The sequence below is a fragment of the Synechocystis sp. LKSZ1 genome (assembly GCF_040436315.1).
Lineage (GTDB): Bacteria > Cyanobacteriota > Cyanobacteriia > Cyanobacteriales > Microcystaceae > Synechocystis.
In genome coordinates this window covers 660,951-676,470 of sequence record NZ_AP031572.1, presented here as the reverse complement: position 1 = coordinate 676,470, position 15,520 = coordinate 660,951, and the positions used below count along the sequence as shown (strand labels likewise).

Annotated in this window: 15 protein-coding genes; 6 read left to right on the top strand and 9 right to left on the bottom strand. The window is 48.8% G+C overall.

Annotated features, from left to right (window positions below; translation table 11 throughout):
- Positions 1-76 precede the first annotated feature (76 nt).
- Positions 77-1,237, top strand: coding sequence for a hypothetical protein (locus ABXS88_RS03260; protein WP_353673761.1), 1,161 nt, complete (start codon positions 77-79; stop codon positions 1,235-1,237).
- 81 nt (positions 1,238-1,318) lie between these two features.
- Positions 1,319-3,151, top strand: coding sequence for an EAL domain-containing protein (locus ABXS88_RS03255; RefSeq protein WP_353673760.1), 1,833 nt, complete (start codon positions 1,319-1,321; stop codon positions 3,149-3,151).
- On the opposite strand, the gene ABXS88_RS03250 is transcribed toward ABXS88_RS03255, so the two are convergent.
- From ABXS88_RS03250 to ABXS88_RS03210, 9 genes are all read right to left on the bottom strand, one after another.
- Complete coding sequence (locus ABXS88_RS03250) at positions 3,059-4,507, bottom strand: GTP-binding protein (RefSeq protein WP_353673759.1); 1,449 nt, start codon at positions 4,505-4,507, stop codon at positions 3,059-3,061. The genes ABXS88_RS03255 and ABXS88_RS03250 overlap by 93 nt on opposite strands.
- 63 nt (positions 4,508-4,570) lie before the next feature.
- Positions 4,571-5,539 (bottom strand): glutathione synthase, encoded by a 969-nt coding sequence (gene gshB, locus ABXS88_RS03245; RefSeq protein ID WP_353673758.1) that lies wholly within the window; start codon positions 5,537-5,539, stop codon positions 4,571-4,573.
- Between the two features lie 14 nt (positions 5,540-5,553).
- Positions 5,554-5,814, bottom strand: coding sequence for a glutaredoxin 3 (gene grxC, locus ABXS88_RS03240; protein WP_353673757.1), 261 nt, complete (start codon positions 5,812-5,814; stop codon positions 5,554-5,556).
- 80 nt (positions 5,815-5,894) lie between these two features.
- On the bottom strand, positions 5,895-7,517 hold the full coding sequence (locus ABXS88_RS03235; protein ID WP_353673756.1) for a Gldg family protein: 1,623 nt from the start codon (positions 7,515-7,517) through the stop codon (positions 5,895-5,897).
- A gap of 31 nt (positions 7,518-7,548) precedes the next feature.
- The gene (locus ABXS88_RS03230; RefSeq protein WP_353673755.1) at positions 7,549-8,334 is read right to left on the bottom strand and encodes an ABC transporter permease; all 786 of its coding nucleotides are present in this window, start codon (positions 8,332-8,334) and stop codon (positions 7,549-7,551) included.
- Between the two features lie 5 nt (positions 8,335-8,339).
- Positions 8,340-9,380 (bottom strand): ABC transporter ATP-binding protein, encoded by a 1,041-nt coding sequence (locus tag ABXS88_RS03225; protein WP_353673754.1) that lies wholly within the window; start codon positions 9,378-9,380, stop codon positions 8,340-8,342.
- A complete protein-coding gene (locus tag ABXS88_RS03220) occupies positions 9,377-9,652 on the bottom strand; it encodes a hypothetical protein (RefSeq protein WP_353673753.1) in 276 nt (91 codons plus the stop codon). Before ABXS88_RS03220 ends, ABXS88_RS03225 begins: the two co-directional genes overlap by 4 nt.
- Positions 9,653-9,695: 43 nt before the next feature.
- Entirely contained in the window at positions 9,696-9,995 is a 300-nt protein-coding gene (locus ABXS88_RS03215) for an SH3 domain-containing protein (protein WP_353673752.1), read from the bottom strand.
- A gap of 105 nt (positions 9,996-10,100) precedes the next feature.
- Positions 10,101-11,099: a phosphoribulokinase gene (locus ABXS88_RS03210; RefSeq protein WP_353673751.1), complete on the bottom strand. Its 999-nt coding sequence runs from the start codon at positions 11,097-11,099 to the stop codon at positions 10,101-10,103.
- A gap of 452 nt (positions 11,100-11,551) precedes the next feature.
- Between ABXS88_RS03210 and petH the strand changes: the two genes are divergently transcribed.
- The 4 genes from petH to ABXS88_RS03190 all read left to right on the top strand — a co-directional run bounded on the left by petH (position 11,552) and on the right by ABXS88_RS03190 (position 15,489).
- Positions 11,552-12,784, top strand: a complete 1,233-nt coding sequence (petH, locus tag ABXS88_RS03205; RefSeq protein WP_353673750.1) for a ferredoxin--NADP reductase — start codon at positions 11,552-11,554, stop codon at positions 12,782-12,784.
- A 777-nt stretch (positions 12,785-13,561) separates the two neighbouring features.
- Positions 13,562-13,879 (top strand): hypothetical protein, encoded by a 318-nt coding sequence (locus tag ABXS88_RS03200; protein ID WP_353673749.1) that lies wholly within the window; start codon positions 13,562-13,564, stop codon positions 13,877-13,879.
- Between the two features lie 33 nt (positions 13,880-13,912).
- Positions 13,913-14,200, top strand: coding sequence for a hypothetical protein (locus ABXS88_RS03195; protein ID WP_353673748.1), 288 nt, complete (start codon positions 13,913-13,915; stop codon positions 14,198-14,200).
- A 92-nt stretch (positions 14,201-14,292) separates the two neighbouring features.
- Positions 14,293-15,489 (top strand): chromate transporter, encoded by a 1,197-nt coding sequence (locus ABXS88_RS03190; protein WP_353673747.1) that lies wholly within the window; start codon positions 14,293-14,295, stop codon positions 15,487-15,489.
- Positions 15,490-15,520 lie beyond the last annotated feature (31 nt).

Below are 15,520 nucleotides of genomic sequence, written 5' to 3'. Positions count from 1 at the left end.
TGCCCCCTAGCTGACCCCTTGCCTAAGGAAAGCTTGTCCAGCATACTTAACTTTTAGTTGGTCAATAATTTTTATCATGCAACCTACGCCCCCCAAACCGCCGCAACCGGCCCCCGAATCTCCCCCAACAGAGGCCCTTAAAGCTGAAAGTAGTCAAGCGGAAGCCGCCCTTGGTGGAACCAAACTGGATACCAGTCCCCAGAATTATTATCAAGCGATTGGTTGGTTGAGGGGCAAATTGGTTAAGGATGAAGAAGAGCGTTTTGGCGTACAAATCCGGGACGTAACCTTTCCCCTCTATCTACCTCGACGGGTGATCGCCGTAGCTAATAAGCTCCTAGAGCAAATGGTCTGGCTGAAATGCTATCCCCAATCGAAGGGAGAAGGCCTCAGCTTTAAAGCGGTTTGGATGGGCAGTGAACAAACAGAAAAAGGAGAACCCGGCATTTTTGTCCTGAGAGGGGTTTGGCAATTTATTCCCCAATGTCGGCGGCCGGTTTTTAGCATCTATCGTAACGAGCTCAAGAACTACGAAAATCGACCGACCAATCAGCATCTGCCTCTAATTTGGGCGGATCAGACCCCCTATCGTTTCCGCAAAGATTCTGAAGAACGGCCCAAGTTTTATCAAATTATTGCTCGTCTGATTCCCCAGCGGGGTTGTTTTGGGTTTGTGGCTCAGATCACCGACCCCATCGAGCAGACCCCCAAGCGCGTTAAGAAACCCCCCCTCGCCCCACCGGCCGGTACGGGGAAAACCCCTAAGCCCAAACCTGCCACTAAGTCAGAAACCGCCGAAAGCATTGATTCCGAAACGAACCCCTTTCCTCCAGAGGACTTATCTCCTACCAGTGAAGTAGCCCCTGGCCTGTTGGAGGATGTCGTCACCCCCACAGAAACCACTGCACTTCCATCCGTTGAAGAACTGGAAACCAGTGCCCTTTCCTTGGAGGCCCCCGTCGCCCCCACCGAAGCATTGGAAGAGGTTGCCCCTGCGACGACCCCAATAGAAGCCGAAGCTGTTGAGCTCGTCACTGACCCCAATTCTGAACCATCTGACGTTGTTGGCACCGCGGCCAATCTTGACGTATCTCCCCCAGAAAACACTAGTGAGCCAGGGCCTGAAGATAACTCTGCAGCGGAGTCAGCGCCATCCACGAAAGCCAAGCGCAGCAGTAAAAGTACAACGAAAAATACGACTAAAGCCAAAACTAGCCGGAAAAAAAGTACTTCCTAGAATGTTGGCCCTGCTACCGGCAAAACCCAGTCAATCCCCGTAAAATAGGTCAGTATTGATTATCCTGTTTCTGGTTTTTCAATGCTCGCCCCCAAAGCTGACATCGTTGTCATTGACGATACCCCAGAAAACCTAACCCTATTGGCGAATGTATTAACTGAGCAGGGCTACAAAGTTCGTGGTTCAACGAAGAGTAGTAGTGGATTACGGGCTATTCGGACTGTCTTGCCTGATCTTATTCTCTTGGATATTTTCATGCCAGAAATGGATGGCTATGAAGTTTGTCAGCACCTCAAAGCCGACCCCCGTACCCAGGATATTCCCGTCATTTTTATTAGCGCCCTGGGTGATGTTTTGGATAAGGTTAAAGCCTTTTCCCTCGGCGGTGTTGATTACATCACCAAGCCGTTTCATCTGGAAGAGGTGATTGCTCGGGTTGATAATCATCTCCAACTCCAGGCCGCCAAACGTCAAATTAAACAGATGAACCAAGTTCTAGAACAGGGGATTCTGGAACGAACTCAAGCATTGGCCCTGGCCCAGAATGAATTACGCTTCTTGGCCTTCCATGACTCCCTGACTCGGTTGCCTAATCGAGTTTTTTTCCTGCAGGCCTTAGAAAAAGCCATCCTCCGTTATCAGAAAGACCCTGAGTATAGCTTCGCTGTGCTTTTTTTAGATGGGGATCGTTTTAAAGTCGTTAATGATTCCTTGGGGCATTTGTTGGGAGATCAACTGCTCATTGCTGTTGCCCGTCGTTTAGAACAAAGTCTGCCGACGGAAGTGTTGTTAGCTCGAATTGGGGGCGATGAATTTACTCTCTTGATTGAAGATTTACCGAATCCTCAAGTCGCAACTCAGTTGGCAGAGCAAGTGGCCCAATCGATGCTCCAGCCCTTTATTATCAATAACCATAAAATTTTTATTAATTTTAGTATTGGTATTTGTTTTAATACCTATCACAGCAATGCAGAGAGCATTTTGCGGGATGCCGATATTGCCATGTATCGAGCTAAGCGCCGGGGCCGGGGTTGCTATCAAATTTTTGACAAGCAAATGTACGAAGAGGCCCAGGCCCTACTGATGATTGAAAGCGATCTGCGTCAGGCCATCCGCTGTCCTAGCCTTTGTTTGTATTATCAACCTATTATTGATTTAAACACAAGAACCATACGTGGTTTTGAGGCGTTGGTGCGCTGGCAGCATCCCAGCCGGGGTATGATTTCTCCAGCCGAGTTTATTCCCATTGCCGAAGATACTGGATTGATTTTACCCCTCGGTCTCTGGATTTTAGAAACGGCCTGCCAACAAATGCAGGACTGGAAAAAAGTGGGACTTGTGGATGAAAATATGACCATGGGTATTAATTTATCCCCGAAACAATTTGCCCAACCGGATTTGGTAAACCGGATTGATAGCATTATTACTAAAACAGGCCTTCCCTATCGCTGTTTAAAATTAGAAATTACCGAATCGGCTATTTTAGATAGTGTCGATAGCTCAGCCAAAATTATTAGAGAGTTAAAATCGCGACAAATTCAAATCAGCATTGATGATTTTGGTACGGGTTATTCTTCTCTAAGCTATTTGAATCAATTTCCTTTTAATACCCTTAAGATCGACCGTTCCTTTGTAGAAGAAGTTGATACCAATCCTGAAAAACGAGCCATTATTAAAACCATTATTGAGCTAGCCCATACCCTCAAAATGGATGTGGTAGCCGAGGGGATTGAAACGAACGCCCAAAAAAGTATCCTACGGGCCTTGAAATGTGAGTATGGCCAGGGCTATCTCTTTAGTCGTCCCCTGAGCCAAGCCGATCTAACCCACTTTTTGCGGGAATCCTGGCGAGCCAGTCTGCGGCGTCAACGCAAGGCGAATCTTCATACGCAATTCTCCTCGGAGTCGTCTTAGGACAGAGGCTTCGTCTAGGGAAGCCAAAATTTGAGTGACAGTGGTTTTGGGCCCTTCTGGCCCCCAGGCTGCTCCATTGGCGAGATAGGTTTTGGTCACTTGGCCAATGGCATAGCTGGCTACCCCAGCCACGCTGGCTTGACTGACGGCGATGGCTAAATAGGGGCCAAGGGTCACACCGGCGGTTACAGGTACGGTCAAGCCTAATAATCCTTTCAGAGAACTTAGACCGAGATTAGCCAAAACCTCGCTAGCACTGACCCCCCCCATACTGACCCCAATTTTTTGAAGCAGGGCCACAGCGGCCCGTTGGGTCATGGGGATTTGGTAAAGCCGGGACAGGGCCAGAATCATGGCTACATCAATCACGGCCCCGCTAAATAGATCCAGGGCCGTCACGGGATTTAAAGCCAGGGCCACGGCCTTGGTCACCACTGCTCGGTGGATAATTTGATTGGCCAGCGTTTCCCGCAGACGCATCTTTTGTTGAATGACCTTGGTATTAATCTGGTCGGCCCCCAGTAGGGCATTGAGGGCCACCAGGGATTTCCCTTCCCGTTCTAGGATTTCTAGGATTTTTAAGCGGAGATCAACCACCTGGGCAGGCCCCCGGCATTGGCGACGTTGCCATTGTCCTGTACTCGTCTGGATCGCCTCCGTTTGTAGGGGATGGGCTGCCACCATGACAATCTCTTCTGGTGACAATAACTCCCTGACCCGTTGATCCCGAATAGTTTCGTAGATTAACTGGCGGTCGGCCGCCGGGTATTGGTCAATTTTATTAAACACCAGGAGCATTGGCTTACCAATCTCGCGCAACTGGGACAGGGCCTGGTATTCCACTTGGCTAATATCCCCCGACACCACAAAGAGAATCAAGTCTGTTTGTTCCGCCACGGCCCGAGCGATGGCCTCGCGGGCTTCTCCGTTCACTTCATCGATGCCAGGGGTATCAATCAGTTGGATCTGGGCGTTGCCCCAGGCCGCTAAGGTCGCTTCTTGACACCCGGCGGAGAGCGGCCAATGAACGGTCTGGGGGCTTTGGGTGACGCCATGCACCGGCCCTGCTGCAAACACGGGCCGACCCATCAAGGCATTGAGTACCGAAGACTTGCCCCGGCCCACCATACCAAAGGCGGCGATCTGTACCACGGCTTGCTCTAGTTTTTCCAGTAGGTTGCTCAATTGAGCTAAATCCTGTTCCAGGCCCTGTTGCTCCTGGGGCCGGAGTTCCAGATTTCGCACCAGATCCCGCAGGCTCTTTTGGGCCTGTTGGTAATTTAGTTCTTCCTGCATGGCCCCAAAGCTCTGGAGAGTCTGCTCTAATTCCTGGGGATTGAGGTGGAGTTCTGTCATTCAAACCATGCTGAAAAACCAATACTCATAATGGTGGCAATTGCGTCTCGAACGATTCTGTCCCTACGAACGCCTTTGGGTTTCTAGCCAACGAATCACCTGTTGGCCTAGACGCACATCATTCAAGCGATCCACCTCTCGGATGCCCGTCGGACTGGTGACATTGACTTCGGTGAGATAGCCCCCAATCACATCTAGACCAACAAAATACAGGCCATCTTGCTTTAATTTGGGCCCGACTTGGGCGCAAATTTCCAACTCCCTAGGGGTAATCTCGGTTTTTTCGACTCGCCCACCGACGGCCATATTGCCCCGAAATTCCTGGCCGGTGGGGACACGATTAATGGCCCCGATGGGAACGCCATCCAGAACAATAATGCGTTTATCCCCCAATTTAGCTTCTGGTAGAAACCGCTGGATCATCACTGGCTCTTGGCCCTGGCGGGTACTGACTTCAATGATGGAGTTAAAGTTACGATCTCCCGGCTCCAGAAAGAGAATTCCCTCTCCGGCCTTGCCCCCCAAGGGTTTTAGTATCGCCGATTGGTGTTTTTCCACGAATTCCCGAATCTGGGCCTTATCCTGACTGACCAGGGTTTCCGGCATGACCCCGTAGAACTGGAGGGTGTACATTTTTTCATTGGCCTCCCGCAGGCCCTGGGGCGCATTCATCACCAGGGTTTTTTGAGGGTTAACCAACTCCAAAATGTAGGTGGCGTAGAGGTAGGGCACGGTGACGGGGGGGTCTTTGCGCATAAAGACCGCATCCATCGTCTCCAGATTGAGCCATTCACTTTCCCCCAGACTGAACCATTCCGGCACTGAGCGCCAATTGTGACTATCCAACTGGACGGGTACTAGTTCCAGGGGCCTTAATTTCGCCCAGGCCTGGCCATCCACCACACTCAACTGGTGAATCTCCGTGACCCAAACCTCGTGGCCTAGGATTTGAGCCGCTTCCATGATGGCTACTGTGCTGTCATGACCAGGATCAAGCTGGGCAATGGGGTCGAGAATAAAAGCAAGTTTCATTATTGATCCTCGATTTAGGCCCCTAGCAAGGCATCTAATTTTCCCTGGGCCTCCAGAGCATGAATATCATCACAGCCACCAATATGTTGGTCATTAATGAAAATTTGAGGCACACTCTTGCGACCATTGGCTCGCTCGGCCATGGCTGCCCGGGCCTGGTTATCCCCATCAATGGCATATTCCGTAAAGGCCACGCCTTTTTTATTCAACAGGGCCTTGGCCCGGAGACAAAAAGGACAAAATTTCCAGGTGTAGATCTCGACATTAGCGGCCATGGTTATCTACCAAATATGAAGATTTGTATCCCTTTGATTGTAGGTGATTGTAGGACAAGATTGTCTTCCCTAGAGAGGTCTTACTGTCGCCGCCACCAGGCCCCAATCGCCAGGCCTAGACCGAGGAGGGGAATGATCACCCAAGACAACCAGCCTAAAAGGCTCGCTTGGAAAGGGGTTAGGGTGATGCGTCGATTAGTGGGTTCCTTCGGCCGGATCGATAGCGCCTGCTCTTCTCGATTGACTAGCCATTGGGCGCTATTGAGAAAAACATCACCATTCAATTGTTCGTTGAACCACTCATTAGTGGCAAAGAGAGCATTGCCAATAACCACGAGTCTAGCCGGCTTGGTTGCTGAGGGGGTTGGGGAAGGATTAGGAGCCGGAGAAGGACTGGGAGAAAGAGCGGGACTCGGGGATGGGGTTGATTTTTGGGCCGTCCGTTCCAGGGCTACCCCAAGATCAAAGGGGCCGCGTAAATCCGTCTTGGGGTTGTATGTAAAGTTTTCAGTGAGTTCCCGCTGGGCCAACATATTTTCCGATGCTTCTAATAGGGTCGTGGCCCGGACGCCTTCTACTTTGGTGGTGGCAATAGGCCGAGAGAGGGGAAAAATAGAAATACCGTTCTGAAACTCTTTGGTAATGGGGTGTTCTCCGTAGTGCGTAATCAAGGGGGCCGTCGGGCCTAGACCCAGCAATTGGCCAGATCCGGAGAGATCGACTACGGTGCGCTCATCCAACTTAACGCCCCAGGATTCCAGGAAAGGCTCAAGGCCTGGATTGACCTCCGGGGGCACCATCACCAATAGATTGCCGCCTTCGGCTGAATAGGCCTGGAGTAGTTTAACCTCTGCCTCTAGAAGCTTGCGTTGCGGCCCGGCCAACACGAGCAGGTCGCTCTTGGGAGGGATCGCCCCTTGTTCACCTAAGTTGAGGGGATTGACCTCAAAGCCCTTATTTTTCAGACTATCAACGGCCTCCGACAGGCCCTCTTTACTGGTGTTCAAGGGGGCCTCCCCATGGCCCTGGAGGATATAGGCCTGGAAGGTTCGTGCTTGGCGAATTTTAGCAATGGCGTTGGTCAGCTTAATTTCTGAGAGGGGCTCCCGTTGATTAAAACTAATCAAGGTCTGGACTAATTGTTTTTTGTCACCGTACTCAACAAAGACATCCCCCTGGGCCTTGACGTTGAATTTTTTCACCAGCCTGGGCTTTTGGTCGGGGTCAACAAATTCAAAGCTGACTTGACCGCTGTAGCGCTGATAGTTTTTGAGCAGGGCCTTATCTTTGCTAGAGGGATCACTGTCAAAGACCCAAACTTTAACTGGCTTCTCTAAACTTTTCACCAGGGTCTGGCTCTGGCTGGATAGGGTAAATTGTTGATTTTCGGTCAGATCTAAACTTAACGGATAACGAAACGCCAGAAAATTAATCACCCCGATCAGGATTAAAATAGCCGCTGTCGTCAACAGGGCATTCGTCCCAGCCTGAGTGGAGCGTCGGGCCAGGGCCGGATTATTGATACTCACTTTTGCCATCAGCCAAGCGCCGAGGATCATCGCCCCAAACCCTAGGAATAGCAAGGAAGCCGTGGGCCATTGGCCAGTAACCAGGGCTGTGATGCCCCCGGCCGTTATTAGAACAATGGCTAAGAGATAGCCGTACTTACCCAAGGCCTTCAGGGCCCCTCTCAAAAGACTCATTAGTGCTTGCGATGTCATAACCTGAATCCTTCTAGGAGCGTTGGAAGCGCAGGGCCTCAATGGATTGCGCTGTGAGAAAAATACCTAAGAAAATATAGCTGGCTAACAGAATTAGGCTCTGGCTTTTAATTACCCCGTTCACGAGATCGTTGTAGTGCTGGAACAGAGATAAACTGGACAGAAATTCTCCCGGTATTCCCCCCAATCGTTGGCCGAAAACATCCATAATCCAGAGGAAAAGCACCAAGACAAAAGTCAAAATATAGGCAATAATCGAGCTTTCTGTTAGGGAAGAAATAAACATACCGAGGGAAAGAACCGCGGCAGCCACCGCCAAAACAGCAATATTGGCGCATAACACCAAGCTAAAGGGAAAGGCAGGATTAGAGGCGCTGAAAATGATCAGTTGATAGACCCAAAGGGGGAACATCATAACACTAAAAAAAGCTAAAACCCCCAACAATTTACCTAGGGCCACTACCCAATTGGTGAGGGGAGAAGTAGCCAATAACTCTAAGGTGCCTCGTTTTCGTTCTTCTGCATAGAGTCCCATGGACAGGGCCGGTAAAAGAACTAAAATCAAGGAAATAATTACCCCTAGATAACCACTTAAAAATTCGCTGGGAACATCCATGGGAGTCGTGATTCCCGCTTGGCGAGTTAGCTCTGCATTTTGAATAATGTTATCTAAAACCAGGCCAAAAAAGGCACCAGCAATTAGCCAGAAAACTGCAGCGATTACGTAGGCAAAAGGAGAGGTAAAATACCCCAGGAATTCCTTCCGAAAAATAGCAATCAAGTTGGCAAGAATGACCATACTATTCAATCCGTTGGCTCAGGGGGGATAGGTGGCTCAGGGGCCTCAGAGTTGAGATCCGGTGGATTCATCTCGACCTCACTGGACGTTTCTGTTGGCGGGGCCGGGACTTCGCTGGTAATTAGGTTTAAAAAGACATCTTCGAGGGTCGGCCGGCTCCGGCGCATTTCCCAAAGGTCAAAACCCTGGGCCATTAAAAGCCCTGCGATATCTTTGCCCAGTTCCTGGGGGCCGGCCGTCGTCAGGGTAACAGTGTAGCGATCTGCCGGTTGTTCTAGGGCCTGGATTATGATCTGCTGAATGCCAGGCAGTTGTTGTAAAACAGGTTCTAGAAATTGCTCTGGCCCACTCACTTCTAGGCGATAGCTGAGATTGCCCGTCAGTTCGGTGAGCAGATTATCCGGCGTATTGGTGGCCACCACTCGGCCCTGATTAATAATCGTTACCCGGTCACAGGTCATGCTCACTTCCGGCAAAATATGGGTCGAAAGAATGATCGTATGTTGTTGGGCCAGGCTTTTGATTAAGTTGCGGACTTCAATGATTTGTTTCGGGTCTAGGCCGACCGTCGGTTCATCCAGGATAATCACCGGCGGGTCATGGACGATGGCCTGGGCAATGCCGACCCGTTGCCTGTAGCCCTTGGAAAGTTTGCGGATTAAACTTTGGCGCTTGTCGAGCAACTGACAGCGTTCCAATGCCGAATCTACGCGGTGGCGGCGGTCTCCTGCTGGAATCCCCTTAATACTGGCCACAAAGGTTAAAAAGCCCTCGACGGTCATGTCGGGGTAGAGGGGGGGATGCTCTGGTAGATAGCCAATCCGCTGGCGTACTTCTAGGGACTGCTCATGGACATCAAAGCCGGCAATGCGAGCTGTTCCCGTAGTGGCTGGAATATAACCTGCCAAAATGCGCATGGTAGTGGTCTTGCCGGCTCCATTGGGGCCTAGAAAGCCAAGGATTTCTCCCGTCGCAACGGTGAAGTCCACATCTTGGATGGCGGCAGTAGCCCCATAAATTTTGCTGAGGTGTTCGGCTTCGATCATGAGTCGGTAGGCGGCAGGGCCGGGGAGTCGGGCGGAGAAGCAAGAGAAGGAGTGGAGGGTTCCACGATCACAGAGATAGTTTCCGGGGCCGGCGGTGCAACGGTGTTGGTTCGTCCCAGTACTAGGCTAAGACCCCGGTCATAGTTGGAAGCGATGGCTAAGAAGGCCCCGCCCAATACATACACCGGTAGCGGCAGAATAATCGAGCGGAACCATTGGAAGAGTTCCACACCGACAAAGAGTAATCCAATCACGAGTAGTAAAAATGGCACGGTTCAGACCCTCCTTTCTAGCCTCACTTTCGCCACGATTGTTTTAACGTTCATAGCAACTCAGGAACTCCCGAAAGACCCAACCCAAAACCGTCGCTTTTCCTCGTTGATCTACCATGACCTTAGCCCAGGGACGACCTTTGGGATCGTAGGAAATATCAATGATTTTGACTTCTCTCCCATTCTTGAGAGTACTCGTTACCTTACCGTTTGGACTACTGCGAACATTAAGGGGTGTTCCTGTTGGATCGGTTACCTGACAGATGGATTCTGCCCGGATCGCTGGATTAACCCCTAGCCCAATCATTAGTACTCCCAATCCATAAAGAATGGCTGGTTTCACGATACGTCTTCCCATGAGAGTGTTAAGCCTAGTGACAGTGAAGCCGGAAAACATAAAATCCCCCTAGCTTAGGGGGATCGACGGGGAAATACCCCACTCAGTTGCTTAGACCGTAGCTGGCACTTTTTCCGGGGCTGTCAGTTGTTCGTAAACTTCCCGCATTTTCAGGCCTACGAGAACCTGGAAGAGGCCGGTGCCGTTCTCGGAGCCGGGATATTCCTTATGTTTGAGCAGTAACTCGGTCATTTCACCGTAGTATTTCGTCCCGGTTTTGCTCAGATGGCTTTCAACGTAGATCATTTCTTCGAGGTTATCGAACTTGCCATCAACTTCTAGAATCGAGACTTCATTGCCCATGAAACTATCAGGGCCATAATACATTTTTAAGCCGGGGTAAGTACAGGTCAGTTTGCGGCCACAGGGACGCCAATCGATAGTAGAACCTTCATCGAACAGGTATGCCGGTTCAAAGAATTGAACCCCTTCTTTTTGTACCAGACGGACGCGCAGGAGCTTGCTCTCGTGGTCATCGATCAACTGGGTCGGCAGAACTTGAATGACAACATCCGCGTACTGTTTTTGTGGCTCAATGTAGGCCGTAAAGTCGGGCTTACGGGCATTGATGGAAGCCAGGACATCTTCGTAGGTATGGCCCCGTTCTGCCATGTCTCGTTGAATTTTCCAGTTGATTTTAACCTCTTCACTGATGTCGAGATAGACCCCAAAATCAACCAATTCGCGGACCCGTTCGTCGTAGAGGGGGTGCAGACCTTCGATGACAACAACCTTATTCGGTTCAATTTTTTCGGGGGGGTCGATCATCCCAGTTTCATGGTTGTAGATCGGCTTCATGATCGACTGACCACTCTTGAGCGCTTTAATTTGCTCATACATTAGGTCAAAATTATTGGCTCTAGGATCTAGGGCCGTTACACCGGCGGCCTTCCTTCCTTGACGATCCAGGCTATGGTAGTCGTCTAGACAGATCACTGTCATAAACTCTTCGCCAAACAAGTCTATTAAGCGACGTAAAAAAGTTGACTTACCGCAACCGGAATCTCCGGCAACACCAATAAGAACCACGCGGTCTAACGGAGTGGTCATAATTTCCCTCTATAATGCAAAACTGATTGTTAACCCGGTTTCCATTGCAAACAGGCCCTCTCAAAAAAAGTCGAGAGCTAACCCTGAGCCTATGGGTTCCGCTGTCTCTTGTCAAGATCTACACATTTTCCTGTTGAGTACTCGCTAGGATAACAGTGGATAGGTCCTGTAACTCAGTACCTGAGAGAGATTCAGCCAATTCCCACAGACTACCTAGAGATTCTATCAGACTGTATTCTCTTCTACAAGATTTGGCATTTTCATGGTTTACCTGCTTTGTAAAGGGCAGGAATCGCTATCAAGACAACAGTTTGAGCGGGTCTAAATTGCTATCTTAGACCAGTGGCATACCTACACTTGTCCTCCCTACAACGGCCATCGCCGGACGATGGTAGGCTAAAGAGTACCGCTCTTTAAAATACTGTCAGTTTGAGTAGGGAGAAAGTCAAACAATGTATAGTCCAGGTTTCGTGGCAAAATCATCCTGTCAAACCGATTCTGGGAATCGCTTATTTGTGTACGAAGTCAAGGGACTGAGTCAGAGCACCATGACGGATGGTATGGATTATCCGATTCGTCGCAGTGGTAGCATTTTTATCACGGTTCCACTCAAACGAATGAACCAAGAAATGCAGCGAATCACCCGCCTCGGGGGCCAAATCGTTAGTATAAAACCCTTAAATGCGGAAACTTCGCTAGCCATAGCGGAGAAAGCTGGCCAAGCAGTTGCGGCGGCAAGTGTGGTGTCATCGCCCAGTGCAGAACCACAGCCCAGTAAATCTATGACCACGACGAAAACAAAAGAAACGGACGTTCCTGTTAATCTCTACCGTCCCAACAATCCCTTTGTCGGTAAATGCGTAGAAAACTATTCCCTGGTGGGTGAAGGGGGAATTGGTATTGTTCAGCATGTGACCTTTGACCTGTCAGGGGGAGACCTGCGCTATGTAGAGGGCCAAAGTATTGGGATCATCCCTCCAGGCACCGATGATAAAGGAAAACCCAATAAACTTAGACTCTATTCCATTGCCTCCACTCGCCACGGTGATTTTGGTGATGACAAGACCGTTTCCCTCTGTGTCCGTCAATTAGAGTACGACAACCCTGAAACTGGTGAAAAAGTCTATGGGGTTTGCTCTACCCACCTCTGCAATTTACAAGTGGGAGATGATGTGCGTATTACTGGCCCGGTCGGTAAAGAAATGCTTCTTCCCCCGGATGAGGATGCCAATATCATTATGTTGGCGACGGGAACGGGGATTGCCCCCTTCCGAGCTTTCCTCTGGCGGATGTTCAAGGAACAGCACGAAGATTATAAATTCCGGGGCCTAGCTTGGTTGATCTTTGGTATTCCCAAGTCTCCCAACATTCTTTATAAAGATGATTTGGAAAAACTAGCGGCGGAATTCCCCGATAATTTCCGTTTGACCTATGCCATCAGCCGAGAACAACAAAATGCCGAAGGCGGCCGGATGTATATCCAGCACCGGGTCGCTGAGAATGCTGAAGAACTCTGGCAATTAATGCAGAACTCCAAAACCCATACCTACATGTGTGGTTTGAAGGGAATGGAACCCGGCATTGATGAAGCTTTCACGGCCCTAGCTGAACAGAATGGGGTTAAATGGTCTGATTTCCAAAAACAAATGAAGAAAGAGCACCGCTGGCACGTTGAAACCTACTAAGCCTAGGGTGTGTTTGCTTTAAATTCTAAAATCATTAATAAAGTCTTCTCTTTTTGGGAAGACTTTTTTATTGATTAGAGGTAGAGGATTATCATTTCATAGAACCTAATAATTTACTGCATAAACTGCCTTCTGTTATAGCTGATTTAGTTGATTATGGGACAATCACGAACAAGGAAAAGCTTGCTGGCAAAGGATTTCAGTCAGTCGAGCCGTATTATTGTCAATCTAAACAGCTATAGCCCTCTTTCATCTATCTCGGAAGGAAAAAAATTAGCATCGCACAAGAAACCTCTCTAAGCAAGCGTTTCAGGATTTTCAAGACTTGACAACCATGGTCGATAATATCTTATTCAGTACATTCGCCACAATCTTTGTCGAATAGGGTTTTCGGCGATCATCCCAAAAACAACTTGCCCAGTTTGACGTAAGAGGAATAGTTACCAAGAACGAGAGAAGCTACCCGAAGCTTCAGGCATTTACTATGTCATAGATGACACAAACGTTATTTGGTATATTGGTCAAGCAATTAACCTGAAGTCACGATGGAAAGGAAAAAATCATCATCGACATTTTCAACTATCTGCTTCAAAAAACAAAAACTTCAAAATCGCTTATCAATTATGCCCAAAAGAATCCCTGGATGTACTTAAAAAGAGAGAGATTGATTACCATAATCCTCATTTAAATTCTAGTCAAGTTAAACATCAAAAGACAAGACCACCAGAAACACTTCTGAGAGAAACATTAATCAAATTATTTGGATTTGCCATTATCTTGGGAGTCGAAGAACCCAGAAAACAAGACTTAAAGATCTTTGAGGAGAATCAACTACACGAAAAGGATTACTGGTTTCAGAAAAAAATCCTTGGACTGCCAGTTATTAATATAGCAATTGATACAAGCCGAATAAGCAAATTAGTTTTAGAATCTGATTCTAGAGCTACTCCAGGAATCATTAATAGTATTTTTTCTACCAGAAAAAACTATAGCCAAAAATGGGAGGTATTTGGTAAGAAATTTCAACACCTGGCCATGTCAGGGTGTAAACGTTTGAGAGTCAATGGCTATTTGCTGGAAGCCTCTGTGATGTAAATTCCAGACTGGATGTGGCAAAGTATAAGTCTAATGACACTTGCTTCTGAGCCGATCTATGCGTTAAATGAAGACGGTCTAATGATGCTTCAGCAGACTTATAAAAAAACAGTTTTTGGAATCTTGGAAGCCGATAAACAAGATGAAAAATTACAATTCTGCCGAGTCTTTTTAATCAAAAGATTAAGACTTTATGAGAGAGATTTAATTACTCTTTATTCTAATGAATTGATTGAGCACGATCCATTAACGGCTTTTTTAGAATCAATTGCTGATCAATACAATAGAGGAGAAAGAGGCTTTGGAAGTCGTTCAAAGTAATCTTTGATACAGTGATCACAAGATTAGGCCAAAAGCTGATAATCTCAAACGTAAAAAGTGACTAGCTTGATTGACCTTAGCATTGAAGCATTATGCCTCAACAGCCTCCAATAGAATTTGATGCTGACGAAAATGATTCTCCCAAAGCCAGCCTGGTCGAACTAGCCCAGGTTTTTCTGCGATTAGGATTTTTGGCCTTCGGCGGCCCCGCGGCCCACATCGCCATGATGGATGAAGAAGTGGTGCAACGCCGCCGTTGGCTGAGTCGAGAAAAACTGCTGGATTTGCTGGGTGTTACTAACCTGATCCCCGGGCCAAACTCTACAGAATTGGCGATTCACATTGGTTATGAACAGGCCGGGGTAGCGGGCCTGATGGTGGCCGGGGCCTGTTTTATTTTGCCGGCCATGGTTATTGTTTGGTTGTTGGCCATGGCTTACGTCCGTTATCAGGCTGTACCTCAGGTGGATTGGCTCCTCTACGGGGTCAAGCCCGTGATCCTGGCGGTGATTATCCAGGCCCTCTATAAACTGGGTCAAAAGGCCCTGAAAGACCGGCCGACAATTATCGCGGCCGTTGGGGTAGTTATCGCGGCGGCCCTCGGCGGGCCAGAAATTGGCTTGATTCTTTTGGCGGGATTAGGGATTTTGCTCTGGAAAACGGGGCGTCGGCCAAGCCATCCTCTACAAGGCCTGTGGTTCTTTCCCCCGACATTCCTTAGTATCCCAACTTCTTCGGTCGGGCCCAATATGGCTAGTACGGGCCAAGTGTTTTTGTACTTTCTCAAAATTGGTTCTGTTCTCTACGGCAGTGGTTACGTCCTTCTAGCTTTTCTCCAGCGGGATTTGGTGGAACGCTTGGGTTGGTTGACCTCTCAGCAACTTTTAGATGCGATTGCCATTGGCCAAGTGACTCCCGGCCCAGTCTTTACCACGGCAACTTTTATTGGCTACTTGCTGGCAGGTAATAGTGGGGCCTTGGCGGGAACCATCGGTATTTTTTTGCCATCTTTTGTGTTCGTTTTTGTTGTGCATCCTTGGGTAACGGCCCTGAGAAAGTCAGTCCGGTTTAGTGCCTTTTTGGACGGAGTCAATGCGGCTTCCCTGGGTCTGATGGCGGTGGTCACGTTCGTTCTGGCTCGGTCGGCCCTGGTTGATTCCCTGACCATTATCCTGGCAGGGGGGAGTGCTCTGGTCCTGTTTCGTTTTAAGGTGAACTCGGCTTGGTTAGTGCTAGCGGGTGGGGCCATCGGTCTGCTAACCCGACTCATGACCGTAAAGCCTTTATAATGACCAAAAAGATTGTGGTCAGAGGAGTTCT